This is a genomic window from Fibrella aquatilis, from assembly GCF_017353255.1.
Classification (GTDB): domain Bacteria; phylum Bacteroidota; class Bacteroidia; order Cytophagales; family Spirosomataceae; genus Fibrella; species Fibrella aquatilis.
Genome location: NZ_JAFMYU010000003.1, coordinates 117,497 through 143,941, shown reverse-complemented (window position 1 = coordinate 143,941; position 26,445 = coordinate 117,497). Strand labels below are relative to the sequence as shown.

The window sequence follows — 26,445 nt, the reverse complement described above, 5'->3', positions numbered from 1 at the left end:
TTACGCTTCCTGCACCCGCATGGCTGCCTGACTCACAACTAGTTCTGGCTTAAGCATAATCGTCTGAAATTCAGCACTTTCATTATCCTCTACCAGCGTTGCCAGCAAAATTTCTACGGCCGTGGTACCCATTCTGAACGGGTGCTGTTCGACCGAGGCCAGGGGTGGCGGGTCCATGTAAGTGGTAAGAGGCAGATTGGCAAAGGACACAAACCCAATATCGACGTTGATGCGCAGGTGTTGAGCGCGGCAGGCCCGCATGGCATCCAGTGCCACGTAATCATTAAACGCCAGCACGGCGTCGGGCCGGATGGCCGACTGAATCAGTTGCGTCATCTTGTCAATCACGTCGGGCGTGGTGAGGTCAACGCGCTTGATGAGGGCGTTTTCTACGGGCAGGTTTTCTTCCAGCAGGGCTTTCACGTAACCCCGGTAGCGATCTTCACTGGCCACCAGCGCAATGGGTCCGTTGAGCAGGGCAATGCGTTTGTACCCCCGACCGGCCAGCCACTTGGTGGCTTCGTAGGCCCCGCGCTCCATGTCGCAGCCTACGCGGTGCGCGGCAATGCCCGGTGGAATCCGGTCGAGCAGCACCACGGGAATCTGCCGGTCAATGACGGCCTGAATATGCCCGAACCGCTGGGTTTCTTTGGCCACCGACACCAGGATACCGTCAACGCGTTGCGAAGCCAGCCCGGTAAAAATACGCTCCTCGCGCTCCACCTTATCGTGCGACTGGTAGAGGGCTACGGTATAACCCCGGTCGAAGGCCAGTTCTTCAATACCGTTGATAATTTCGCTAAAGAAATTCTCTCTGATTTCGGGCAGCACTACGGCAATGATACCCGTCTTGCCCGACTTGAGGTTGCGGGCTGTGGTGCTGGGGAAATAGTTGAGCTGACGGGCGAGGGCGTGTACGGCTTCCCGCGTGTGCAGGCTAATGCGCGGATGGTCCTGCAAGGCCCGCGACACCGTAGAGGGCGACACGCCCAACTGGCGGGCAATGGCCTTTATGGTCACTAATTCTTTCATAAACGATGGGTAGCCGGTCTTGCAAAAGGCAAATGGCGGGTATGTTTTATAAATATGGTAATAATGCCGTAACAAATCGGTTTTTGCGCAACCGTTTGCGCATATATGTGCAAACGGTTGTTCATTGCTGAAAGCAAATTAACGGGCAGAAACACGCTGCTGACACCCGCTTTTCTCCGCTGTGGTCTGATGGGAAAAAGGATATTTGCTCAGTAGAAAATCGGTATTTATCGTACTCCATAATCTTGCTTCATGAAAAAATTACTTCTACTTCTGAACCTCCTGCTGCTGGCTGCTCCCTGGGCACTGGCGCAGGACCGGACCATCACCGGCACCGTCATCGACGAACGGGCGGCCCCCCTCAGCGGGGTAAGTGTGGTCGTGAAAGGTACCTCACGCGGTACCACCACCGATGGCAACGGGGTTTACCAGCTTCGGGCTAAAGCGGGCGACGTGCTGGTGCTGGGTTTTGTGGGCTACGTGAAAAAAGAAGTCACGGTGGGGTCGCAGGACCAGATTAACGCCTCGCTCGAACCCGACAGCCGGTCGCTGAACGAATTGGTAGTAACCGCCCTGGGCATTAAGCGCGACGCTAAAGCGCTGACCTATGCCACGCAGACGATCCGGTCGAACCAGCTCAACGAGGTGCGCGACGGCAACGTGCTCAACACCTTGCAGGGCAAAATTGCCGGGGCCTACATCACCCAAGGCTCAGGCGGCGTGGGATCGGGATCGCGGATTGTGCTGCGGGGAAACCGGTCTATCCAGGGCACCAACAATGCCCTGATCGTGGTGGATGGCGTACCGATCAACAATAGTACCTACAGCGTACCCAGCAGCGATTTTGGGGCCGTGGCGGGGTCAGACGGGGCTTCGAACATCAATCCCGACGACATCGAGACCACTACCATTTTGCGCGGTGCCTCAGCGGCGGCGCTCTACGGCAGTCAGGCGGCCAACGGCGTGATCCTGATCACCACCAAGCGTGGTAAAGCCGGCAAAGTATCGGTCGATGTGAACGCGGGCGTTTCTATGGACAGCCCGTTTGTGTTGCCCAGCGTGCAGAATCAATACGGACAGGGTGTGGGCGGCAAGATCGACCCCGCCAAAGGCGAAAGCTGGGGCGCGGCCATGACGGGGCAGTCGTTTACCAATTACCTCGGCAATCAGGCTATCTATTCGGCCCAGCCCAACAACATCCGCGACTTTTTCCGTAACGCCGTAAGCCTCAATAACTCCATCGGTATTTCGGGCGGATCAGAGAAATCGCAGACGTATTTGTCGTATACCAACAACGCGCTGCAAGGCACCGTGCCGGGCAACGACCTCACGCGCCACACGGTAAACCTGCGCCTGAGCAACCAGATCAGCTCGAAATTTTCGACCGATGCCAAGATTACGTACATCAACCAGAGCATCGACCACAAGCCGCGCACGGGCGAAGAAAACGCCCCGGTGATTGACATCTACCAGATTCCGCGCAACGTGTCGCTGGATGATGCGAAGAACTACGAAACCAGCGACAACCTCGGCCTGCCCAAACCAACCGCCTGGCCATCAACGCTGTCGTCCATCTACCAGAACCCCTACTGGCTGCTCAACCGCACCAATATAACCGAGCAGCGCGACCGCGTAATCGGGTTTTTGTCGGCCAAATACCAGCTTACCTCCTTCTTGAGTGTGCAGGGTCGTGCCAACCTCGACAAGTCATTCGACAAGAACGAAGAGAGCTATTCGCAGGGGACCGTGCTGTGGGCATCGCAGCCGGGTGGTTTCTTTGCCCGCAACAACACGATCACGACCCAAAAATGGTTCGACGTGATGTTGGAAGGCAAGAATACCCTCACCAAAGACCTGCAAATCGACTACCGCGTGGGAGCCATTTTGCAGGATTCGCGCTACGAAAACACCTATTCGCAGGCTAATGGCCTGAACATCCCTAACCGGTTTAACCTGAATTTCGGCTCAACGCAGCGGCTGGGCGATGATTTCGTGCGTTCGCAAACGCAGTCGGTTTATGGACAAGCCACGCTGGCCTTCCGCGACGCTATCTTTCTGGATGCCAGCCTCCGCAATGACTGGTCGAGCACACTACCCAAGCCCTATACCTACCAATACCCCTCAGTGGGCGTGTCGGCGGTGCTGTCGGAACTGTTTGATATGAAGGGGGCGCTGTCGTTCCTGAAAGTCAACGCGTCGTTGGCGCAGGTAGGCAATGGGGCTAGTCCGTATTTGTTGCAAACCAACTATTCGTACAGCCAGGGTGCGGGCACGGGGTTCATCAGCCGGGCGGGAACACAGGCAATTGGTAACCTGAAGCCCGAGATCACCAAAAGTCTGGAGTTTGGCGTAGATGCCCGGTTCCTGAATAACCGCATCGGGGCCAACCTGACCTATTACCAGACCAATTCCATCAACCAGTTGCTCACGCTGGGCCTGGCGCCGGCGTCGGGTTTCTCGAACCAATATATTAACGCGGGCGATATCCAGAATTCGGGTATTGAACTGGTTATCAACGGCACGGCGGCAAAAACAGACAATTTTAGCTGGGATGTGATCTTTAACCTGGGCCGTAACAGCAACACCATCAATAGCCTGAGCGACGATGTGAAGCAGGCCCTGCTGGGTGGTGGCTACAGCCGGTCGGCCACGCCCATTGTGAAAGAGGGCGGCTCATATGGTGATCTGGTAGCATATCGCTGGCAGACCAACGCCAATGGTCAGTATGTGGTTACCGCCGACGGCAGGCCCGTGGCGACAAAAAATCAGGAGTACATTGGCAATTTTAACCCAAAAATGCTGCTGGGCCTCACTAATGTCTTCAACTATAAGGGGTTCTCGCTCCGCGTGTTGGTCGATGGGCGCGTAGGGGGCATCGTGACGTCGGGGACAGAAATGAACCTGGCGTTTAGCGGCATTCCTGAGGTGACGGCCCAAAATCGCGAAGGGGGTTGGGTGCTACCCGGCGTGGTATTGAAAAACAGCGAAGACTTAATTGGCACGCCAAACACCAAGGCTATCAACGCCGAGCAGTTCTGGCAAACGGTGTCGGGCAAGCGGTATGGCTGGGGCGAATTTTTCACCTACGACGCCACCAGCTTCCGGGTGCGCGAACTGTCGCTGGGCTATGGGATTCCGGTGCCCAGCAACTTCTTCATCAAGTCGGCGCGGCTGTCGTTTGTAGCGCGCAACCTGTTTTGGCTTTACCGGGGTAAGTCTATCCTGGAGATCCCCGGCGTGGGCAAGCGCACCATGCCGTTCGACCCCGACATCAACCTCGGCAATGGTAATTTCCAGGGCGTAGAATACGGCACGCTGCCGGCCAACCGCAGCCTCGGCTTCAACCTGAAACTTTCGTTTTAAAACCGACCCGTCAACTGAGTTATATTATGAAAATCAACAACAACGTCGTCCATAAAGCCCTTGTCGGCCTTTGCGTGGCGGGTCCGCTGGCCGTTCTGGCACCGGGCTGCACGAGCAATTTCGACGAAATCAATACCGACAAGACCAAGATTTCGACTATTGGCAAAAGCGAAATTCCGTACCTGTTTGCCAAAGCGCAGTCGGCGGCCACGCTCAACTATTACCATTATCAGGTGGGACAAAACCTGTTTTCTGACCAGTATGCGCAGTATTTCGCCTGCGTGGCTACCTATTTTCCGTCAGATCGGTTTGTGATCAGGATGGACTGGATCGGCGACCCCTGGGTGGAAACCTACACGCAGGCTGTGCCGCAGATGAAGACCATTCTCAGCAGCACCGACGCCGCCTCGGCCGAAAACGCCATCACTAATATCTGGTGGGTGTGGACCTTCCACCGCTGGACCGATCACGTGGGGCCTATTCCGTATTTTAAAGCGGGCGAACCGGCTCAATCGGTAGCCTACGACGCGCAGGCCACCATTTACGACGACTTCTTCAAGCGCCTCGATAAAGCGGTGTCTGTGTTGAAAACCAAAACTGCCGACAAGCCCTTTGGCACGTTTGACCTCATCTACGGCGGCGACGTGAACAAGTGGATTCGGTTTGCCAACACGTTGCGGCTGCGGCTGGCGTTGCGGGCGTCGAAAGTAGATCCGGCCCGCGCCAAAACCGAGGCCGAGGCGGCCGTGGCGGGTGGGGTGCTGGCCAACAGCCCCGACGACGACGCCCTGGTGCAGCGCAGCACCAAAGGCAACGACTACAACGGTCTCTCAATCATGTCGGACTGGAACGAGTTCCGCATGAGCGCGTCTATGGAATCGACCCTGAAAGGGTACGCCGACCCCCGGATGCCGGTGTATTTCCTGCCTGCGGTGAAAACAAACACTTACGAGGGCCTGCGCAACGGATTGGCCACCAGTCAGTTGACCGACCCTATGAACACCGCCGATGCCAACTCGCACGTGGGTGAGCGCTGGACGTCGTCGGGCCTGGAGACGCCGCAAAACGTGATGGCCACCGCCGAGGCGTACTTCCTCCGCGCCGAGGGTGCCCTCAACGGCTGGAACATGGGTGGTGGTACGGCCCAGAGCTACTACGAAACGGGCATTGCCAACTCGATGAAGCAGTGGGGCATCACCGACGCCGCCGCGATCAAAGCCTACCAGACGAGCACCAAAAAGCCCGTGGCTCCTAACGACTACCTGAAGTCGGCCCCGATGAGCGACGTACCCGTGGCCTGGGGCAGCACGGCGGCCATTCAGCGTGAGCAGATTGCTACGCAGAAATGGCTCGCCCTCTTCCCCGACGGCTTTGAAGGCTGGGCCGAATATCGCCGCACCCGTCTGCCCAAGCTATACCCCGTGGCCAACTCCGACAACCCCGACATTCCGGCCGGGGGCGTACTGCGCCGCATCCCATTTCTCGACGTAGAGCGCAACACCAACGGTGCCGAAGTGAAAAAGGCAGAAGCCCTGCTGGGTGGTGCCGACAAAGTGACAACACCGCTCTGGTGGGACAAAAATTGACCAAAATAGGTATGTTACGGAAACAGAGCTGCCCCTGGTGGCTCTGTTTTTTTGTAGCTTGTGTACCCCTCCCTCAACATGCGCTTCCCCATCCCCCTCCTTTTCCTCCTCATCCTGCAAGCCTGTTCCCAAACCGACAAGCCGCTGTTTGAGGAACTTACGTCTGAACAGACCGGCATTGCCTTTGTCAATACGGTGGTGCAGGACGGGGACAACAACGTACTCAAATACCCTTACTATTTCAACGGGGGCGGCGTGGCGGTGGGCGATCTGAATAACGATGGCCTGGCCGACGTGTATTTTACGGGCAACCGCGTGCCGAACCAGCTGTATCTGAACCGGACAATTTTCCAGAAAGAGGGAGGAGAGGCCCAACTCCACTTCGACGACGTGACCGAGAAAGCGGGGGTGGGCGCGGCGGCGGGCTGGAAAACGGGCGTTACCCTAGCCGACGTCAACGCCGATGGCTGGCTGGATATTTACGTGTGCCGGTCGGCGCAGAGCGATTCCACCCTGCGGCGTAACCTGCTCTATATCAACAACCACGCCGACGCCACGGGCGTACCTACGTTCACCGAACGCGCCGCCGAATTTGGTATCGCCGATGATTCGTACTCCACCCAGGCGGCCTTTTTCGACTATGACCGCGACGGGGATCTGGACCTGTTTGTGTTGAACCATTCGCTGCCGCAGTACGCCGGGTTCAGCAAGCTGCTAGGTACGTTGAAGACGGAGAAGAGCGCGCATTTTGGCTCGAAACTATACAGCAACGAGGGTAGCCCCACTGCGCCCCGGTTTGTAGACGTGTCGGCCACGTCGGGGCTGATTAACAACGCGTTGAGCTTCGGACTGGGCATTGCCGTATCGGACCTAAACGCCGATGGGTGGCCGGATTTGTACATCTCCAACGATTTCAACGAGGAAGACTACCTGCTGCTGAACATCCCCGACGCGAAGCCCGGCGAACCGCATTTCAGGAACGTGATCAAGACCGCCACGGGCCATACGTCGCTCTATTCGATGGGGTCGGACGTGGCGGATATCAACAACGACGCCCGCCCCGACATCATCACCCTCGACATGCTCCCCGCCACCAACGAGCGCATCAAGCTCTCCTCCGGCGATGATAATTTCGACAAGTACAACCAACTCCTCCGCGCCGGTTTCCACCCCCAAACCATGCGGAATATGGTGCAGTTAAGCGTAGGGCGTGGGGCAAAGAGCGTAGAGCCGAGAGGCAAGAGCAAAGAACAGACCCCTCTGCTCCACGCCCTCAGCTCTACGCCCCTTTTCTCCGACATCGGCCAACTTTCCGGCGTGTCGAATACGGACTGGAGCTGGTCGGCGCTGCTGGCGGATTATGACGGCGACGGGTGGAAAGATCTCTTCGTGACCAACGGCTACGAGAAAGACTACACCAACATGCAGTTCCTGAAATACACCGTCGATGAACGGGTGAAAGCGCAGCAGGGCATGCAGGCGGCCTCCGTCGATCAGATTCTGGACAAGATGCCGGGCATCGACGTGGGGGGTTACTTGTTCCGCAACAACGGCGATAGTTCACTGACGTTCAGGAACATAACGCAGCACTGGGGCCTGACCCGCGCCGTGAAAGCCAACGGTGCCGCCTATGCCGATCTGGATAATGACGGCGATCTGGATTTGCTGGCCAACGTCATGAACGGGCCGTCGGTGGTATATAAAAACCGGTCGGTAGAAGACCACGAGGCCGGGTTCCTGACCGTCGATCTGGCGCATGACAACCCCACCCGGCAACTCATTGGCACAAAGGTGTGGGTGTATGCCGGTGGGCGGGTGCAGTACGAAGAGTTTTCGCCCGTGCGGGGGTTTCAGTCGTGCAGCTACGGCCCGCTCCGCTTCGGTATGACGGGCCACGCCACCGCCGATTCGGTGCGGATTGTGTATCCCGACAACAAAACGCAACTGCTTGTTAACGTGCCGGTTAAGCAGCCGTTGCAGCCGCGATACGGGCAGGCCGTAGCAGGATTTGTATACCCGGCAGAGGCTCCGGGTCCGTTCACGATTGCGCCCGTGCCGGGGTGGGTGCAAACACCCGTAGACACCAACGATTTCAAGCAGCAACTACTCCTCCCCTACCAGTTTTCGTACAGCGGCCCCAAACTAGCCACCGGCGACGTGAACGGCGATGGGCAAGCCGACGTGTACGCCTGCGGACCCAAAAATCAGGCGGGGGTGCTTTTCTTGCAACAGGCTAATGGCGCACTGACGAAGGTAACCGTACCTGCTTTTGAGGCCGATAAGGGCAGTCAGGACGAAGCCGCTGCGTTCTTCGATGCCGATGGCGACGGTGACCAGGATTTGTATGTAGTGAGCGGCGGCTACCCCTTCGCGGCGGGCGATCCGTTGTTGCAGGACCGGCTGTATCTGAACGACGGAAAGGGCGGTTTCAGCAAAGCACCCAATGCCTTACCCGTTGACAATCAAGCTGGTTCGTGCGTGGTGCCGCTGGATGTGGACAGTGATAAAGACCTGGATTTGTTTGTCGGAACGCGGTTTGTGCCTGGGCAATACCCGCGTTCGGAGCGGAGCTTTTTGCTCATCAATTCAGGCAAAGGGCCGGGCGGCGGTCCGGCGTTCACCAAAGCCCCCGCGTCAGCCCTGCCCCTGCCTTCCAATGGGCTTGTCTGCGATGCCCGCGCTGCTGACCTGAACAAAGATGGGCGGCCCGACCTCGTTGTAGTGGGTGAATGGATGGCCCCGATGGTGCTACTCAACGAAGGTGGCCGCTTTGCCGATGCCACCAAACAGTGGATGCCCGCCAACCAGGAAGGCTGGTGGAACTGCCTCACCCTGGCCGATTTCGACAACGACGGCGACATGGACATGGTGGCGGGCAACTACGGCCTAAACTCTCAATTCAAGGCCTCACCCGCCCGACCGGTGCAGCTCACCTACGGCGACTTCGACGGCGACGGGCGCGTAGACCCGTTTATGACTTATTTCGTGCAGGGCAAGGCCTACCCCTACGCCAGCCGCGATGAGGCCCTGGGGCAGGTTAATTTCCTCAAAGCCCGCTTCCCCGACTACACCCTCTACGCCAACGCCACCCTATCGGACCTCTTCACCCCCGACGAACTGATCAAGGGCAAAGAGCTTAGCGCTAAAACCTTACAATCAACGTATTACGAAAACAGACGAGGCAAGTTCGTAGCCCATCCGCTACCCGTAGAAGCGCAGTTCGCACCTGTATTCGCGCTGGAACCGCTTGATTATGACCACGACGGCGACCTCGATTTGCTACTTGGCGGCAACATCGCCCAGGCCCGCGTACGGGTAGGTCGGTCTGACGCCAGCTATGTACCGCTCTTCGACAATCAGCGCGGCCACTTCCGTTTCCGGGCCAACGCGGGCATTCGCGGCGACGTACGCGGTCTGGCGCAATTAAACGATTCAGAAGTACTTGTAGGTGTGAACGGTGGTAGTCTGCTGCGGGTGGTTCTTATGTAAACATTACCCCCACTCCGCCCGTTTTTCTATCCGAAACTAACACGCTATGAACTCGATAGACGAATGGGTAGACCAACTACTGAGCACTGATGGACGGGCAGGGGTATCACGGAAATCGTTTCTGCGGGCGGCAGCGGTGGGGGCAGTGAGCACCATTGCCGCGGCCTGTTCAACAGGAAAATCGACCGGCAAAAAAGGCAGTTCGGCACCCGTTTCCGAAGCACCCACGGCGGGTAAACCAAGTTCGGAAACGGTGGCCGCCTCGCCCACGATGAAGCCACAAAATACCACCAACCCCGAACAGCCCGTGAAGCTGGAGCAGTGGAAAGCCGCCACCGAACGCCAAAGCGGCCCTACGCCCACCCCCATGCCGCCCGACAAGCGCGTGGGCTACGCCATTGTGGGGCTGGGGCACCTGGCGCTGGAAGAGCTGATGCCCGCCTTTGCCCAATGCAAGAAATCGAAGGTGGTGGCGCTGGTGAGCGGTAGCCCCGAAAAGATGCTCAAAGTGGCCCGTCAGTATGGTATCAACGAGAAAAGTTGCTACAGCTACGCCACCTACGACCGCCTGAAAGACAACCCGGAGGTGCAGGTGATCTACATTGTACTGCCCAACTCCATGCATGCCGAATACACCATTCGCGGGGCGAAAGCAGGCAAACACATCCTGTGCGAAAAACCCATGGCCAACTCCGCTGCCGAGTGCCAGGCCATGATCGACGCCTGCCGCAAGGCCAACCGCAAGCTGATGGTGGCCTACCGCATTCAGTACGAACCCTACAACCGGCTTGTGCGCGACATGGTGCGCAGCAATCAGTTTGGCCGGACCAAAACCATTGAGGCCGTCAACGTGCAGAACTCGGACAACCCGGCGCACTGGCGCTTCAAAAAAGCTCTGGCCGGGGGTGGTGCCCTGCCCGATATTGGTTTGTACTGCCTCAACACCCTCCGCTACCTGACCGGCGAGGAGCCCACGGAAGTATTTGCCTACCAGTCGAGTACGCCCGGCGACCCTCGTTTTAAGGAGGTAGAAGAGATGGTAAGCTGGCAGATGCGGTTTCCCAGTGGCATCATCACCAATTGCCTGACCCACTACGGTGTGCACGAAACGCGCCGCTACCGTGTCATGGCCGAACGCGGCTGGATTGGTCTCGACCCCGGCTTTTCGTACAGCGGCCTGAAGATGGAAGTAGCCTTCGCCGAAAAGAAAGCCGAACGCCGCGAAGCCGTGAGTCTTCCAGATGTTAACCAGTTTGCCGCCGAAATCGACCACATGTCGGAGTGCGTACTGACCGACCGCGTTCCGTTCACGCCCGGCGAAGAAGGCCTTCAGGATCAGCGCATTATGGAAGCCATCTATAAATCAGCCAAAACGGGCCGGCCCGTCAAAGTACCCTCGGCGGTGAAAGCCACCCGTGGCAAAGGTGCCACGTTGGCCACGGCAAAGCTGGATCAATTTAGAGGGCCGCTACCGAAAAATGAATGAGGGAGGGAGTGAAAGCGTGAATGGTGAAAGAGTGAAAGAGCGAAAGAGTGTGGTCCGGTATTCCGGCTGACGCGTTAGGAACGTTGTAAAACCTTCTTTTCGCTCTTTCACCATTCATTCTTTCACTCTTTCACCTATGTCTCCCGAAACAATACCTGTGGCTGTGGTGGGGTTGGGGCTGATGGGCTGTAGCGTCACCACTTGCCTGCTCATGGCGGGGCACCCGGTGGTAGCCGTAGCCCCCATTCCTGCCGACATGACCACCGCCGAACCGCGCATCAGGCACCACCTGAGCGAGTTGCTTGAGCATGACATTGTGGCGCAGGACCCCGACTTTTTTCTTCAGCGCCTGACCATCACTGATGCTTATGCGGCCCTGAAACCCTGTCGGCTGGTGATTGAATGCACCCTTGAGGACATCGACATCAAGCGGCGGGTGTATGAGTTAATTGAGGTGCAGGTGGACGACGAAGCAGTCATTGCCTCCAACACCTCGGCCATCCCGATTACGCAATTGCAGGGCCTCACCCGCCGTCCGGCGCGGTTTATTGGGCTGCACTGGGCCGAACCCTCGCACACAACGCGGTTTCTGGAGGTCATCTGCGGCGACCAAACCGATAGTCGCTACGCCGAATTTTTCTACGACATAGCTCACCACTGGGGTAAGGAACCCACGCTGGTGCGCAAAGACATTCGCGGGTTTATCACCAACCGGCTCATGTACGCCATGTACCGCGAGGCGTTTACGCTGGTGGAAGACGGCTACGCCAGTATTGAAGACGTAGACCGGGCCTGCCGCAACAACGCGGGCTACTGGATGACCCTCGTGGGCGTGTTTCGGTGGATGGACCTCACCGGCGTACCGGCCTACCTCAACGTGCTCAAAGACCTCTGGCCCACCCTCAGCACCCGCACCGACGTGCCCAAACTGATTCAGGACATCGTAGACCGGGGCGGGCGCGGCGTGGCCAACGCCGATGGTTTTTACACCTATACTCCCGAAGAAGCCGAAGCCTGGCAGCGCACCTTCGAACGGTTTAGTTACGAGATTCGCGAACTGGCCCTCCGCTACCCCGCCGACGTGGTGAAGAAGATTGTGAAAGAGTGAATGGTGAAAGAGTGACGCGTTAGAAACGCTGCAAAAACCTCTTTCACCATTCACTCTTTCGCTCTTTCACCATTCTATGCAGAACCAAATCGCCATTGTAACCGGGGCGGCATCGGGTATTGGCCGGGCCATTGCCCAGAGATTCATTGCAGACGGTGCCACCGTGGCTCTGCTCGACCTCAACGCCGAAGCAGTCACTGCCGAGGCCAGCCAACTAGGCGAACGAGCCGTATCGTTTCCGGTCGATCTGACAGACGAAATAGCTGTGCATCATGTGGTTGCGGATGTACTTTCGCGGTTTGGGCAGATTGACGTACTGGTGAACGCGGCGGGCATCACGGGCCTGACCCAGACACCCACGCACCTCATGCCGCTTGAGAACGTGCGGGCCGTTTTTGAGCTGAACTTCTGGGGGGCATTGTACCTTACCAAAGCCGTGCTGCCCGCCATGCTCGCCCAGGATTATGGCCGCATTCTGCACATTGCCAGTATCGCGGGCAAAGAGGGCAACCCCGGCATGCTGGGCTATTCGGCCTCGAAAGCGGCCCTGATTGGTATGACCAAAGCGCAGGGCAAAGAGTACGCCGAAACAGGCATCACCGTCAACGCCATTGCCCCCGCCGTGATCATGACCCCACTCGTTGAGGCCCTCCCCGACGCACAAGTGCGTTACATGACCGACCGTATTCCGATGCGTCGTTGCGGCACCCTTACGGAAGTGGCCCATCTGGCGGCGTTTATCGTATCCAGACAAAACAGTTTCACTACCGGCTTCTGCTACGACCTCAGCGGCGGCCGGGCAACATATTAGACAGTTATCAGTGAGCAGTTAACTGTACTCTTTCCATGCAAATCACCAACGTTTCTGCCATTGATTCCCCCGCGCTGCTGGTCTATCCCGACCGGGTGAAGGCCAATATACAGATGGCCATTGACCGGGCGGGGGGAGCTGATCGGCTGCGGCCACATGTGAAAACCCACAAGATGCGAGCCGTGACAGACTTGCTGCTGACGGCGGGCATCCGGCAATTCAAGTGCGCTACCATTGCCGAAGCCGACATGCTGGGGCAGGCCGGTGCGCCCGACGTGCTGCTGGCCTACCCCCTGGTTGGCCCGAAAATGGCGCGGTTTCGGGCGTTGACCGAGCAGTATCCCGCTACCCATTTTTCGTGCCTGATCGATTCTATCGAGGCGGCCCGGCAGTTATCAGACGTCTTTGCCGGAAAGTCGCTTGAGGTGTACGTGGACCTGAATGTGGGCATGAACCGGACGGGCATCTTACCACAGAAAGCAGCAACGTTGTTTAGCGAACTGGCTGATATTAGTACTATTAACTGTGTTGGCGTACATGCCTACGATGGTCACATTCATGCTACGGACCTCACCCAACGCACACAACAGGCCGATGCTGCCTATGCGCTGGCCGAGGGCGTTCGGCAGGCCGTTCAGGACGAATTCAATCGTCCGTTGAACCTGATTATCGGCGGTTCGCCCACGTTTGCTATTCATGCCCAACACCATGCCGAACGGTTGCAAACCAGCCCCGGCACGTTTGTTTTCTGGGATGCAGGCTACGCTCAAACCATACCTGAACTTCCGTTTCAGCTGGCCGCCGTCCTGCTCACGCGGGTCGTTTCGGTCGTAGATGAGCATACGCTGACGCTGGATCTGGGCTATAAATCGGTGGCGTCGGAGTCGCCGTTACCGCGCGTGATTTTTCCACAACAGTCTGATGCCAAAGTAGTTAGTCAGAACGAAGAACACCTGATTGTTCGTGTGCCCGACACGGGCCGACATACTCCCGGCGAGATCTGGTACGCCGTACCGATCCACATCTGCCCCACCGTGGCCCTGTACGAAAAAGCCTTACCGGTCAGAAACGGCGCTGTCTCCGGCGAATGGCCCGTTACGGCGCGGAACCGGTAAATAACTGTTTTGCAACGTGTTGCTAAAGCGTTTTTGTCATCGGTTTATGTCATCCCGACGCAGGAGGGATCTACTTTCCTAACGTAGAGTATACATGAAGGAAAGTAGATCCCTCCTGCGTCGGGATGACATAAACACGTCGCGCCAGCCCAGGCGCGGGACCGCCACTCACCACTTAGCACTCACCACTTACCACTCAAAAAAAGATGTTTACAATCGATCTCCACCTCGACATGGCGCTCAACGCCATTGAATGGAACCGCGATTACCGGTTGCCCGTAACCACGATTCGGCAGGCCGAAACCGGCATGACCGACAAGCCCGACCGGGGACGCGGCGTGGTGTCGCTGCCCAATCTGCGGCGGGGAAACATCGGGCTGGTGGTAGCCACGCAGATTGCCCGGTTCAACCAGACCGACAGCACATTGCCCGGCGCGGGCTGGAACTCGCCGCAACAGGCCTGGGCCATGACGCAGGCGCAACGGGCCTGGTACGAAGCTATGGAAGCCGACGGACAAATGCGCCAGATCAACTCGTTAGCTACGCTGAATGAGCACGTGGCACTATGGCAGAACGAGGCCATTCCGAACGCACAAAAACCCATTGGCTATATCCTCAGCCTGGAAGGGGCCGATTCGCTCATCGACGTGTCGTATGTCGAAAAGGCGTATGCCTACGGGCTGCGAGCCATTGGTCCGGCGCACTACAGTACAGGCCGCTACGCCCCCGGCACGGGGTTGACTGGTCCGCTTACGCCCATAGGGCGCGAGTTGCTGCGCGAAATGGACCGGCTGGGCATGATCCTCGACGTGACGCACCTCACCGACGAGGGCTTCGACGAGGCGCTGGATCTGTATCAGGGAGCGGTCTGGGCCAGTCACCACAATTGCCGGGCGCTGGTGCCGCATCAGCGCCAACTTACGGACCATCAGATTCTGCGGCTGGCCGAACGGGGCGCTATCATTGGCGGCTGTCTGGATGCCTGGATGATGAAACCGGGACTGACGCAACGGGCTTTGTTTGAAGCCAAAACCCTGGGCGTCACCCTCGACACGCTCATTGACCACATCGACCATATCTGTCAGCTCACCAGCACCTCGCGCCATTGCGCCCTCGGCTCCGACCTCGACGGCACCTACGGCCTCGAACAATCGCCCGCCGATTTGGATACCATTTCCGATGTGCAAAACCTGACAGGATTACTTAAAGGTCGTGGTTATTCTGAGAACGATATAAGTGCTATTTTTCATGAAAATGCACTGCGCTTTTTGCGCGAATTGTGGACGTAGTGTTGAGTATAAATAAGGATTATTACAAAAATGCCTTGCAACCTTGTGAGGCATTTTTTGCGCCTTGTTTTTTGAGGGATTTTGTGAGATGTGGCTTCGTGCTCTAGGCCCCTCGACTGCGCTCGGGGTGACAGGCAAATAGACTCAACCTAAGAAATCGATTCAAGATCGTTGTCACTCCGAGCGCAGTCGAGACGGTCCGCCGCCGCGGGGCTATGCGTCAGCAACCTACAGCGCGAAGCCACACAAAAGAATAAACCATAAAAAACCCCTCACAATCCCTCCAAACCCTTTTTCCCAGTCTACCCATTAATTTATACTCACGAACTGAGCTAAGTTTCCACTCAAAACAGCATCAATAAATTTCAAACTCTTTTTCACAATAACACTTGAGTATTTTTTACCAAATTATAAATTATAACGGACATAAATAAAAATAAGTAACTGCACTAATCTAGAAAAATAGTCGCACAAAGAAAACGCTGCCTTTTATGAAATATACCAAATTATTTATCTGAGCAATTCATTCGCTATTTACTTTTGCGGTTCGATTATTCATTTTTTCAACCGTTTTCATTAACACAACGATGTTTAAAACTATACTCAACGTTGTCTGGCTGAGTTTACTGTTTTGTTTGCCCATACTGGCGCAGGACATAACTATCAGCGGACGCGTTTCTGGCTCAGACGATGCCGCCGGCTTGCCCGGCGTGAGCGTGCAAATAAAAGGCAGCACCCGTGGCACCACCACCGACGCCGCCGGCACGTACCGGATCAATGCACCGGCCAATGCGGTGCTGGTTTACAGCTTCATTGGCTACACCAACCAGGAAGTGATTGTCAATGGCCAAACCACGATCAACGTGACGCTGGTGGCCAATCAGCAGCAGCTCAACGAGGTGGTCGTTACGGGCTACGGTACCCAAACCCGGCAGGATGCCACAGGCAGCATTGCCTCGGTAAAGGGGGCCGCCATTGCCCAGACACCCATTCAGAGTTTCGAGTCGGGCCTGGCCGGGCGCAGCGCGGGGGTGCAGATTACCGTGCCCAACGGCGTGTTGAACAACCCGCCCGTGTTCCGCATCCGGGGTACCAACTCGATCTCGCTCAGCTCGCAGCCGCTAATCGTGGTCGATGGTATTCCCACCTACACAGGCGACGTGGGCCTGACCAACGCACCCAGCAACCCACTGGCGAGTATCAACCCCAACGACATCGAGAACATCGACATTGCTAAAGACGCCGCCGCCACGGCCATCTACGGAAGCCGGGCCGCCAACGGCGTGGTGTTTATCACGACCAAGCGCGGCAAGTCGGGCAGGGTGAAAGTGAATTATGACGGCTGGATTGGTAGTTCAGAAGCCTACCGTTTGCCTAAGATGATGAATGCCAGCGAGTACGTAGGATTCAAAACGGCTGCCGTAGTCAACAACCCCAACTCGACAGCCACGTTTAAGCAAACCAACGACGCCAACGGTAACCCCATCGACACCCGTTGGTACGACTACATCTACCGCACGGGGGTATCGCAGAGCCATGCCATGAACGTATCGGGCGGGAGCGAAAACACCAACTATTACTTCGGCGCGGGCTATACCAAGCAGCAGGGCATCATCCGCCGCAACGACTTCAATCGGGCCAACGTGTTGTTTAATGTAGACAGCAAAATAGGCAAAGCCGTGACAATTGGGGGCAAAATCGCTTACTCCAACGAGCAGAACCTGTCGTCGGGTACGTCGGGGTCGCTGAACGGCGAGGCCTACAACACGAGCGGTCTGGGCCGGGTAGGGCTGGTGCTACCCCCCATCCTGGCTCCCTATAACAACGACGGCACTTACAACATCAACGGGTCGGCCATTGGTTTTGCCAACAACATCACAGGCACGGCCATTTCATACCCAAACCCGCTGCCACAGCTTGACCTGAACCGGTCGAACACGGAGAACAACCACATCCAGTCGAACGTGTATTTGCAGGTGAAACCCCTGAGCTGGATAACCCTCCGCAGCGTCTACGGCGTTGACTACCTCTATGCCGACAACGAAATTTTCCAGTCGCCCCTCTCGAGCGATGGCTACTCGTCGACAGGCAACGCATCGAGCATTTTTAGTCGTAACAAAACCTGGCTCTGGACCAACACGGCGCAGTTTGATAAAACGTTTGCCGGGGCACACAATGTGAGTTTGCTGGTGGGTCAGGAGCAGCAGCGGCGCACGTTTGTGTCGTATGGTTTGAACCGCCAAACCTTGTCAGATCCTGCCTACAGCACCATTCAGGCAGGCTGGGTAACGACCAACCCATCTAATCTGGGCTACGGCGAGAACTACCTGCTCTCTGCTTTTGGGCGGTTGAACTACAACTACAAAGAGAAATACCTGCTGAGCGGCAACCTGCGTCAGGACGAATACTCGGCGCTGGGCCAGAAAAAAGGGACATTCTACGGCGTATCGGCCGGGTGGGAGATCACCAAAGAAGATTTCTGGAAAGCAACCTCGCTCGACCGCGTGTTCAGCAGCTTCAAGATCCGGGGCAGCTACGGCAAGGTGGGCAACATTGGCGGCATCGGCGACTACTCGCCCTACTCCATCTACGCTTCCGGCCTCTACGGTGGTTTGTCGACGTTGAATTTCAACACCGTGGGCAACCCGAACCTACAGTGGGAAACCAGCACCAAAACCGACGTGGGTGTCAACTTTGGCTTGTTTAACGACCGCATCACGGGTGAAGTGGCCTACTACCACAACGACGTCAACAACCTGATTCTGAACGTGGCGCAGGCACCGTCTACGGGTATTCCCGGCACACTGTCGGGGGTGGTGTATCCGCCGCAGAACGTGGGCAGCATGTATAACAAAGGGCTGGAGGTATCATTGAACGCCCGGATTATTAATACCAAAGACTTCCAGTGGTCGTCGAATTTCAACATCACCTTCAACAAGAACGAAGTGACCGCCCTGGCTCCCGGCCTCAACGCCCTGCAAACGGCCACGTCGGGCCTGGAAACGGTCAACCAGACGCAGGTGGGCTACCCGCTGGGCTATCTGTGGGTAGTGCGCACGGGCGGTGTTGACCCCACCACGGGCAAACGCATTTTCGTGAATTCGGCCGGACAAAACGTGTATTACCAGTTCTACGCCCCCGCTGGTCAGTTCAACTACTCAACCACGCCCGACGGCAAAACGAAGTACGTAAATGGCAGTGGTGGCACGTCGATCACCCAGGCCGCCGACGCCGTGATGTATGCCAACGTGCTACCCAAACAGTATGGTGGGTTTGACAATAATTTCAAATACAAAAACTTCGACCTGGGCGTATTGCTCACCTATCAGTTGGGCATGTACGTGTATTACGGCACCAATGCGGGCTTGCACGATCAGCGTTTCTGGAACAACGCCAACGACGTGCTGACCGATGCCTGGCAGAAAGAAGGGGATGCCGGCAAGAAATACCCCAAGCCCGTTTTCGGCGACAACGTATCGAACGGCTCGGCTATTCCGCTGGATATCAACGTGTTCAAGGGTGATTTCCTGAAACTACGCACAGTAACGTTTGGCTACACGCTGCCCGCCAGCCTCACGTCGCGGTTTAGCATCAGCAACCTGCGGCTGTACGCCAGCGCCCAGAACCTGGCCATCCTGACCCAGTATCCCGGTCCTGACCCGGAGGTGTCGTCGAACGGCGGAAACAGCACCAGCGGACAGGGTGTAGACCGCAACTCGGTACCCAACGCCCGCACGATCACCTTCGGCATCCGCGCCGGATTTTAACACCAGATACTGGATATCGGATCTTGGATAGTAGACGCGGAAATAACAATGGTCTCCCATCAAAATTACGGCGGCCCGTCTACTCTCCAATATCCGACATCCAGCGTCCATTACGACACAACAACATTATGAGACATACTTTGCTTACGGCAACCCTATCGGGTGCCCTGTTGCTGGGCGTCAGCGCGTGCGACCGCGAACTGCTGACCCCCATTCCTCAAACATCGGTTTCCGATGCCTCGTCGTTTAGCACCACCACGCGGGTGCAGGGGCAATTGCTCTCGCTCTACGGTGCGCTGAAAGACGGCAACTTCTACGGCGGTCGCTACGTAGTTTACGGCGACATTCGGGGCGAGCACTTCATCAACGAGACCTCCAACCTGGTGACGGGTGCGGACGTCTGGAACCTCAACGCCACCAACAGCGCCACGGCAGTGCAGAACCTGTGGTATTACGCTTACCTGACCATCAACAAGTGCAATATCTTCCTCGACGGTATGGCGGCGGGTGGTACCAAAGTGGTAGGCGACGACGCGGGGGCCAAATACATTGCCGAGGCCAAGCTGATTCGGGGCCTGAGCTACTACAGCCTGCTGCAATACTACGCCCGCCCCTATGCCGACGGCAACGGGGCCAAACCGGGGGTGCCCCTGCGGCTGAACGGCATCAAAGGCACCGGCCAGTCGAACCTGGCGCGGAACACGGTAGCCGAGGTGTATACGCAGGTGCTGAAAGACCTGAACGAAGCCGAAGCTGCCCTGCCCGCCTCCTACGCAACGGCCAACGACAACACGACCCGCGCTCACAAAAACACCGCTATTGCGCTGAAAACGCGGGTTTACCTGTCTATGCAGGACTACGCCAACGTGGTAACGGAAGCTAACAAGATTGTCAGTGCCACGGCTCCGTTTACGGCTCCGACGGGCGTAAAATTCGCGCTTCAGCCCGATATCACGACGGTATTTACAGCACCAAACTACAACACGGCGGAGTCGATCTTCTCGATGCCGATGACCACCACGGCGGGCGATTTTCCGGGTACACAAAACCAGTTGGCTTATTATTATTCGCCTCCGGCAAAAATTGGCACTGAGGTTACTGGCGGTGTTGGAAATGGGGAGTACTCACTCAACCCGAATGGAATTATTGCCAACCCAAACTGGACCGCTACCGACAAACGCCGGTCGTTTATTAAGCAAACAGGCACGGGTACGGCGGTGAAAAACTGGCTTATCAAATACAAGCAGCCCAGCCCCTTCACCGACTGGGTGCCCGTGATCCGGTATGCCGAGGTGATGCTGAACCTGGCCGAAGCCAAAGCCCGGACTACCAACTCGGTTGATCCGCAGGCGGTGGCGCTGCTCAACGCCGTGCGCAACCGGTCAGACGCAGCCACGACCTATACGGCAGCCAGCTTTGCCACGCCCGCCGCCCTCATCAACGCCATTTTGCTCGAACGTCAGATCGAGTTTCTGGGCGAAGGCCTGCGCAACAACGACCTGATGCGCCTGCTGCAAACGATCCCCGCCAAAGGATCGGCCCCCAGCAAAGGCCCCAACGATTCGGGCTACATCTGGCCCATCTCCGCCACCGAGCTGTCGCTGAACACGCTGGCGACGGACAATTAATGTACAATGAATAATGCACAATGTACAATGGCTTCGCGCTAGAGTAGTCGGTGCGAAGCCATTGTACATTGTGCATTATTCATTGTACATTCTCTTACTCCACCCGAAACAGATGCATCGGCAGGATGTAGGGATCTAGTTCTACGAAATTCCATTCGCCCTGCCAGGTGTAGCGGTTGCCGGTAAGGAGGTCGTGCACGGTGTAGGGCTGGTCGGGGCCGATGCCGAGTTGCCAGATGGGCACCTGCACCAGGCCCGCGCGGCGGTTGTAGGCGTCTGTGTTCACCACCGTCAGCAGGCGGTTGTCGCCAGTCACTTTCAGGTAGGCCATCAGGTAGTCATCGTTGACGGTGCAGAAGGTGAGGTTGTTGGTCTGTTGCAGGGCTGGATTTTCGCGACGAATGCGGTTAGTGAGGCTGATGAGGTAGGTCAGCTTGTTGGTCCGCTCCCAGTCCCAGAGGCGAATTTCGTACTTCTCCGAATTCAGAAACTCTTCTTTGTTTGGCACCGGCACGTGCTCCATCAGCTCAAACGACGGACCGTAAATGCCGTAATTGCTCGACAGCGTGGCCGCCAGGAAATAGCGGATCAGAAACTGCGGTTCGTGCCCCGATTGCAGAATGCCGGGGTTGATATCGTGGGTAGTAGGCCAGAAGTTGGGCCGGAAATAATGCTTCATTTCCCCTGCCGTTAGCTCGGTCATGTACTGCTGTAGCTCGGCTTTGGTGTTGCGCCAGGTATAGTAGGTGTACGAATGCGCGAACCCCACTTTGGCCAGTTGCTGCATCACCTTCGGCTTCGTAAACGCCTCCGACAGAAAGAGCATGTCGGGGTGGTGTTTTTTCACTTCGGTGATGACCCACTCCCAAAAGCCAAACGGCTTGGTATGCGGATTATCCACCCGTACGATCTTCACGCCCCAGTCGGCCCAGACCAGCAGCACGCGTTTTAGCTCCAGCCAGAGGTTCTGCCAGTCGTCGGTTTCAAAGTAGACGGGGTAGATATCCTGGTATTTTTTGGGCGGATTTTCGGCGTACTGAATCGTACCGTCGGGTCGTTTTTTGAACCATTCGGGGTGCTCCGTGGCCCAGGGGTGGTCGGGCGAACACTGAATGGCTAGATCCATGGCCACTTCCATGCCGTAGGTTTTAGCTTCGGCAATGAGGTGTTTGAAGTCGTCGACGGTGCCCAGTTCGGCATGGATGGTGTCGTGTCCACCGTCGGCGGCACCAATGCCGTAGGGGACACCGGGTTCGCCGGGCTGGCAGGTGACGGAGTTGTTTTTACCCTTCCGGTGGGCTGTGCCGATGGGGTGAATAGGTGGCAGGTAGAGCACGTCGAAGCCCATACCGGCAATGCGGGGCAGGAGTTTTTCCACGTCGCCAAATGTGCCGTGGGTGCCCTCTTCGCGGCTGGCTGACCGGGGAAACAAGCAGTACCAGGTGCTGAATCCCGCCGCCGCCCGGTCTACTTCCACGCCGAGTTCATATTGATATCGGGCGGGATGTTGGCGTTCGGGATAGCGCTGTGCCCATTGCAAAAATTGATCGCTCTCGGCCAGGGCTACGGCTTCGGCGTAGGGGTCGCCAGCGGTAGCATCGTCCATATGGTCAGCACCCTGACGGAAGAGGGCAGCCGTGCGAATGAGTTCAGCGGCATCGTGGGCCGCCGCCGTAGCGTTGGTGTTGGGGCCACCCCCGGCCCGGTGCGCCATCCCGTCGATCAGCACGGCACCGGCTTTTAGTTCACTGCTAATACGCTGTCCGTCAGCTACTTTTAAGTGAATTTCGTGCTGCCACGAGGCAATGTGATCTACCCAGGCTTCGATGGTATAATGGTATCGTCCCAGCTTCTCAACGGTAAATGAACCAGCCCAGCGGTCGTTCACCAGCAACGTCATGGGCGACTCCTGCCAGGTTTTCTCATCGGCATGTTTATACAGCAGTCGGGCGGCAAGGTAGTCGTGGCCGTCGGTGATGATGTCAGCTTCTACGGCAATAGTTTCGCCAAGGATGGCTTTGATGGGGTAGCGGCCGGGCCGGTCGAAACCAGCGTCAATTTCGGGCGAGACGCACTCGATTCGGACGCGCTGTTGGCCGGGAATAGTAGCTAAGGAAAGGTCAGTGGAGGGTGTGGCTTTTTTAGCCGACGCTTGTTTCTTCATAAATACGCAGGGCGATTGATGCGCAAAAATAAGCCCCTGGTCGGAGAACCATGCGAATGCTAAACATTCTACCTGGCCAACGCGGTTTACCTTATGCAAACTGTACGCAACCCATGACATATCTAGCCATTGTCAGGCACGGCCAATCGGTCTGGAATCTGGAAAATCGCTTCACGGGCGACGTAGACGTTGATCTGACGCCGCAGGGCGAGGCTGAAGCCAGGCAAGCCGGGCAACTGCTGAAACCCTACCCCGTCGACAGCGCCTATACGTCGATACTGAAACGAGCCATCCGCACCCTGGCAATTATTGAGGAGCAAACCGGCCAGACCAGCCTGCCCGTCACCCAGTCGGCGGCGTTGAACGAACGCAGCTACGGGTCGTTGCAGGGGCTGAACAAAGACGACATCGCCAAACAATACGGCGTAGTGCAACTCGACAAGTGGCGGCGAAGCTACGACGAAGTGCCCCCGCAGGGCGAAAGCCTGGAACACACCTATGGGCGCGTGATACCCTATTTTGGGTCGGAGATTGAGCCGAAACTGAAGGCGGGGCAACGGGTGCTGATTGTGGCTCACGGCAACAGCTTGCGGTCGCTGATGATGTATTTGGAACAGATTAGCCCCACCGACATTGCCAAAACGGAACTGGCCACGGGCGTACCCCGTCTGTATGAATTCGATGCCGATATGAAGCTGACAAATGCCACGTATCTTTCGGTGCATCAGCCATCGACACCCCAATGATACGCCTGCTCTGTTACCTTTTCCTGCTGGTTTTCGTCACCACGGCCACCGCCCAAACACCCGCCCGCCTGGGCCGCGAACAATTGCACGACCGGGTGCTGGGTATGCTGGTTGGGTCGGCCATTGGCGATGCGATGGGTGCTCCCACCGAGATGTGGTCGCGCGAAATGATCGGCACCATGTACGGCTCCGTTACCGGGCTGGACTCGATGGTGCGCGAACCGTCGGCAGAGGGCACCTGGTATATAAACCTCCCCGCCGGTGGCACCACCGACGACACCCGCTGGAAGAAGCTGACGGTGGGCTATTTGCTCACCCAGCGGAGTGGCCCGCTGGATGCCCGCGCCTGGGCCAACCACATCCTGACGCAGTACCGCGCCGACGTGCAGCGCCTGAAAAACACCCCTGGCGACGATCCGGGGCCGTTTGAGGCCAACGCCCGGCGCATGGCGTGGCTCCAGGAGTGGGCGAAAGTGGCCAAGCCGTATGCCGCCCAAAACTGGCCCGCCTACCTGGATGCGCTGAGTGGTTTCTACGGCGGCGAGATGACCTGCGCCGGGTTGCTCTACGCCCCCGTACTCGGTAGCTTCTTCCCCGGCCAACCCGACCGCGCCTATGCCGAAACCTTCCGCCTGTCCCTCTTCGATCTGGGCTACGCCCGCGACCTGACCGCCCTCACCGGGGCTATGATGGCCGCCGCTCTAACGCCCGGTGCCACGCCCGAAACCGTTCTGAACGTGCTGCGCGACATCGACCCGCAGGGGTATTTCCAAAGCCGACTGGTGGGACGCATAGGCTACCGGGCGCTGGAACGGGCACGGTCGGTGGTGTACAAGGCCGGGCAGTGGACGCCGCCTGCGGTGCTGAACACAGCGGGCCTGGTATACCCGCGCCACGGCACCGCCGACACGCTGGCCCTGGCCCGGCGGCAGTATGCCTTCACGCTGCTGGATGGCTATAATCAGGATTCGCCGATCAAGTCGGGCGAGATTTTCCAGATTACGCTCACGGCTATGCTCTACGGCGGGTTCGACTTCCAGAAAAGCCTCCAGTTCGCCATCAACTTTGGCCGCGACAACGACACCACCGGGGCCATCATCGGGGCCATTTTGGGTGCCTACCACGGGGCCAACAAACTCCCCAAAGACCTCGTCAATCAAGTGCTGACCGTCAATAAAAAACACACCGAAACGGACCTAACTAAACTCGCCGACGAGCTAACGGAAGTCATCTGGGCAAGGCAGGGGAAGTAAGTTTATCACCCATTCATTCGCTATGCCATGCACCTTGTCTCTGTCAACATCAGTCTTCCCCAAACTGCTAGCTGGCAGGGCGAGCCGGTTACCACGGGCATTTTCAAACAACCCGTCACCCACCCGGTGACTGTCGAAGCCAACCACCTGACCGGCGACGGTCAGGCCGATCTGCGCGTTCATGGCGGTCGTGATAAGGCCGTATATGCCTATCCATTGGAGCATTATGACTACTGGCAGAGCCGCGTAGCAGCAGACCTGCTAACGATGGGTGCTTTTGGCGAAAACCTGACAACCAGCGGCTTACTGGAACACGAGGTGTGTATTGGTGATATTTTTCGCGTGGGTACGGCGGTGCTGATGGCCGTACAACCCCGGCTGCCCTGCTTTAAACTGGGTATTCGACTTAACGACCCAACGCTGGTTAAGCAGTTTGCGCGATCTGGGCGCAGTGGCATCTATTTTCGGGTCATGGAGCCGGGTACACTACAGGTGGGCAATACCATCACCCGGCTGGCCTCGTCGGAACACCAGGTTACAATCCAGCAAATGACGGATCTGTATTGGTCACCAACTAAAGACGCAACGCTCATTCAGGCCCTCCAACCCATCCCATTTTTGCCTGCTTTCTGGCAGCGTACCCTCCGCCGGATGACGGGCAAGAAGAAGTAAAGCACAAGGCGAACGTTCGGCCCGCGCCGACAAGCAAAACGGCCAGCCTGATATCAGGCTGGCCGTTTTGCTTGTCGATGAAATACAAGACCTACTGCATTGGCGAATAATCTGTGGGCTTTAGATACAGTGATTCCACTTTCGTAGTGATCGGGCCGTTCTTTTCGGAGTCGGCTTTGGCTTTTTCCCAGACCGGATCTTTGCGGAACTCGTCGAAATGCTGTTTGCCAGCGGCCTCGCTGGGGTGGGCCAGGATGTAGACCAGTTGGGGCTGCTCGTCAGCTTTGGGCTGGGTCATCCAGTAGCCAATGTGCGTCATGCCGTACTTGGTGAAGAGCGTGCGGGTGTGGTCGCGGAAGCGGGCAATCAGGTCGGGCATCTTGCCGGGATGGGTGCTGTAGGTGCGCAACTCGAACGTGCGGGGCGGCGACTGTTTCGTGGGCTTCACCACCGGTGACAACTCCGATTCGGTCATAAAAATCGACGTCACATGGTCGACCAGTTTGCCGTTGGCTTCGGTTTTGGCCACTACGGCTTTCCACTCCGGGTCGGCCCCGAAATGCTTCCACGACGTGTCGCGGGCGGCTTTGCTGGGATAAGCCAGGATGTAGAGCAGTTCTTTGCGGCTGGTGTCGGTGGGGGTCCAGTAGCCGATGTTTTCCATGCCGTGCTTCTCGAAAATCTTGGTCGTATACTGCCGGAAGCGGTCTACGATGGCGTCGAACTTGCCGGGCGTGGGGTAATAAATCCGAATCTCGTAATACTTGGTCGAGGGGGCTGCCGGAGGTGTGTTACCGGGGGTGCCGGGGCCAGCCGCCAGGGCCGCAACGGTGGCACCGCATAGCGCAACGGCGGTGAGGGCAAGGGTCGTCAGGGGATTTTTCATGGAAATTCGTGGTCAAACAGGCCACAAAATACAACTGGATGTTGGATATT

General features: G+C 57.3%; 16 protein-coding genes. 13 read left to right on the top strand and 3 right to left on the bottom strand.

Features of this window, described 5'->3' with window-relative positions; translation table 11 throughout:
- On the bottom strand, nucleotides 1-1,032 hold the full coding sequence (locus tag J2I48_RS04760; RefSeq protein WP_207334258.1) for a LacI family DNA-binding transcriptional regulator: 1,032 nt from the start codon (nucleotides 1,030-1,032) through the stop codon (nucleotides 1-3).
- A 252-nt stretch (nucleotides 1,033-1,284) separates the two neighbouring features.
- Between J2I48_RS04760 and J2I48_RS04755 the strand changes: the two genes are divergently transcribed.
- The 10 genes from J2I48_RS04755 to J2I48_RS04710 all read left to right on the top strand — a co-directional run bounded on the left by J2I48_RS04755 (nucleotide 1,285) and on the right by J2I48_RS04710 (nucleotide 20,674).
- Entirely contained in the window at nucleotides 1,285-4,395 is a 3,111-nt protein-coding gene (locus J2I48_RS04755) for a SusC/RagA family TonB-linked outer membrane protein (RefSeq protein WP_207334257.1), read from the top strand.
- Between the two features lie 26 nt (nucleotides 4,396-4,421).
- A complete protein-coding gene (locus tag J2I48_RS04750; protein ID WP_207334256.1) occupies nucleotides 4,422-5,981 on the top strand; it encodes a SusD/RagB family nutrient-binding outer membrane lipoprotein in 1,560 nt (519 codons plus the stop codon).
- A 78-nt stretch (nucleotides 5,982-6,059) separates the two neighbouring features.
- A complete protein-coding gene (locus J2I48_RS04745) occupies nucleotides 6,060-9,470 on the top strand; it encodes a VCBS repeat-containing protein (RefSeq protein ID WP_207334255.1) in 3,411 nt (1,136 codons plus the stop codon).
- A 46-nt stretch (nucleotides 9,471-9,516) separates the two neighbouring features.
- Nucleotides 9,517-10,956, top strand: coding sequence for a Gfo/Idh/MocA family protein (locus tag J2I48_RS04740; RefSeq protein ID WP_207334254.1), 1,440 nt, complete (start codon nucleotides 9,517-9,519; stop codon nucleotides 10,954-10,956).
- 136 nt (nucleotides 10,957-11,092) lie between these two features.
- Entirely contained in the window at nucleotides 11,093-12,064 is a 972-nt protein-coding gene (locus tag J2I48_RS04735; RefSeq protein ID WP_207334253.1) for a 3-hydroxyacyl-CoA dehydrogenase family protein, read from the top strand.
- A 76-nt stretch (nucleotides 12,065-12,140) separates the two neighbouring features.
- Entirely contained in the window at nucleotides 12,141-12,875 is a 735-nt protein-coding gene (locus J2I48_RS04730) for an SDR family NAD(P)-dependent oxidoreductase (protein WP_207334252.1), read from the top strand.
- Nucleotides 12,876-12,910: 35 nt separating this feature from the next.
- Nucleotides 12,911-13,990 carry a D-TA family PLP-dependent enzyme gene (locus J2I48_RS04725; protein ID WP_207334251.1) on the top strand — a complete coding sequence of 360 codons (1,080 nt, stop codon included), beginning with the start codon at nucleotides 12,911-12,913 and terminating at the stop codon, nucleotides 13,988-13,990.
- Nucleotides 13,991-14,196: 206 nt separating this feature from the next.
- Nucleotides 14,197-15,279 carry a dipeptidase gene (locus J2I48_RS04720; RefSeq protein WP_207334250.1) on the top strand — a complete coding sequence of 361 codons (1,083 nt, stop codon included), beginning with the start codon at nucleotides 14,197-14,199 and terminating at the stop codon, nucleotides 15,277-15,279.
- A 587-nt stretch (nucleotides 15,280-15,866) separates the two neighbouring features.
- On the top strand, nucleotides 15,867-19,046 hold the full coding sequence (locus J2I48_RS04715) for a SusC/RagA family TonB-linked outer membrane protein (protein ID WP_207334249.1): 3,180 nt from the start codon (nucleotides 15,867-15,869) through the stop codon (nucleotides 19,044-19,046).
- A 128-nt stretch (nucleotides 19,047-19,174) separates the two neighbouring features.
- Nucleotides 19,175-20,674 (top strand): RagB/SusD family nutrient uptake outer membrane protein, encoded by a 1,500-nt coding sequence (locus J2I48_RS04710; protein ID WP_207334248.1) that lies wholly within the window; start codon nucleotides 19,175-19,177, stop codon nucleotides 20,672-20,674.
- Between the two features lie 94 nt (nucleotides 20,675-20,768).
- On the opposite strand, the gene J2I48_RS04705 is transcribed toward J2I48_RS04710, so the two are convergent.
- Nucleotides 20,769-22,838, bottom strand: a complete 2,070-nt coding sequence (locus J2I48_RS04705) for an alpha-1,4-glucan--maltose-1-phosphate maltosyltransferase (RefSeq protein ID WP_207334247.1) — start codon at nucleotides 22,836-22,838, stop codon at nucleotides 20,769-20,771.
- Nucleotides 22,839-22,951: 113 nt separating this feature from the next.
- Here J2I48_RS04705 and J2I48_RS04700 point away from each other — a divergent pair, with 113 nt between their 5' ends.
- Genes J2I48_RS04700 through J2I48_RS04690 form a run of 3 tightly spaced genes read left to right on the top strand, consistent with a single transcriptional unit; the run spans nucleotide 22,952 to nucleotide 25,509 of the window.
- Entirely contained in the window at nucleotides 22,952-23,584 is a 633-nt protein-coding gene (locus J2I48_RS04700; RefSeq protein ID WP_207334246.1) for a 2,3-bisphosphoglycerate-dependent phosphoglycerate mutase, read from the top strand.
- A complete protein-coding gene (locus tag J2I48_RS04695) occupies nucleotides 23,581-24,837 on the top strand; it encodes an ADP-ribosylglycohydrolase family protein (RefSeq protein WP_229375816.1) in 1,257 nt (418 codons plus the stop codon). Before J2I48_RS04700 ends, J2I48_RS04695 begins: the two co-directional genes overlap by 4 nt.
- A 27-nt stretch (nucleotides 24,838-24,864) precedes the next feature.
- Nucleotides 24,865-25,509, top strand: coding sequence for an MOSC domain-containing protein (locus J2I48_RS04690; protein WP_207334245.1), 645 nt, complete (start codon nucleotides 24,865-24,867; stop codon nucleotides 25,507-25,509).
- A 91-nt stretch (nucleotides 25,510-25,600) separates the two neighbouring features.
- Here the strand turns inward: J2I48_RS04690 and J2I48_RS04685 are convergent, their stop codons facing one another.
- Nucleotides 25,601-26,395, bottom strand: coding sequence for an NIPSNAP family protein (locus J2I48_RS04685; protein ID WP_207334244.1), 795 nt, complete (start codon nucleotides 26,393-26,395; stop codon nucleotides 25,601-25,603).
- Nucleotides 26,396-26,445: the final 50 nt, after the last annotated feature.

Coding starts and splice junctions, on each gene's coding strand:
- J2I48_RS04740 (WP_207334254.1), top strand. CDS start 9,517: ATGAACTCGATAGACGAATGGGTAGACCAACTACTGAGCACTGATGGA.
- J2I48_RS04750 (WP_207334256.1), top strand. CDS start 4,422: ATGAAAATCAACAACAACGTCGTCCATAAAGCCCTTGTCGGCCTTTGC.
- J2I48_RS04725 (WP_207334251.1), top strand. CDS start 12,911: ATGCAAATCACCAACGTTTCTGCCATTGATTCCCCCGCGCTGCTGGTC.
- J2I48_RS04735 (WP_207334253.1), top strand. CDS start 11,093: ATGTCTCCCGAAACAATACCTGTGGCTGTGGTGGGGTTGGGGCTGATG.
- J2I48_RS04720 (WP_207334250.1), top strand. CDS start 14,197: ATGTTTACAATCGATCTCCACCTCGACATGGCGCTCAACGCCATTGAA.
- J2I48_RS04745 (WP_207334255.1), top strand. CDS start 6,060: ATGCGCTTCCCCATCCCCCTCCTTTTCCTCCTCATCCTGCAAGCCTGT.
- J2I48_RS04760 (WP_207334258.1), bottom strand. CDS start 1,032: ATGAAAGAATTAGTGACCATAAAGGCCATTGCCCGCCAGTTGGGCGTG.
- J2I48_RS04705 (WP_207334247.1), bottom strand. CDS start 22,838: ATGAAGAAACAAGCGTCGGCTAAAAAAGCCACACCCTCCACTGACCTT.
- J2I48_RS04695 (WP_229375816.1), top strand. CDS start 23,581: ATGATACGCCTGCTCTGTTACCTTTTCCTGCTGGTTTTCGTCACCACG.
- J2I48_RS04690 (WP_207334245.1), top strand. CDS start 24,865: ATGCACCTTGTCTCTGTCAACATCAGTCTTCCCCAAACTGCTAGCTGG.
- J2I48_RS04755 (WP_207334257.1), top strand. CDS start 1,285: ATGAAAAAATTACTTCTACTTCTGAACCTCCTGCTGCTGGCTGCTCCC.
- J2I48_RS04700 (WP_207334246.1), top strand. CDS start 22,952: ATGACATATCTAGCCATTGTCAGGCACGGCCAATCGGTCTGGAATCTG.
- J2I48_RS04685 (WP_207334244.1), bottom strand. CDS start 26,395: ATGAAAAATCCCCTGACGACCCTTGCCCTCACCGCCGTTGCGCTATGC.
- J2I48_RS04710 (WP_207334248.1), top strand. CDS start 19,175: ATGAGACATACTTTGCTTACGGCAACCCTATCGGGTGCCCTGTTGCTG.
- J2I48_RS04730 (WP_207334252.1), top strand. CDS start 12,141: ATGCAGAACCAAATCGCCATTGTAACCGGGGCGGCATCGGGTATTGGC.
- J2I48_RS04715 (WP_207334249.1), top strand. CDS start 15,867: ATGTTTAAAACTATACTCAACGTTGTCTGGCTGAGTTTACTGTTTTGT.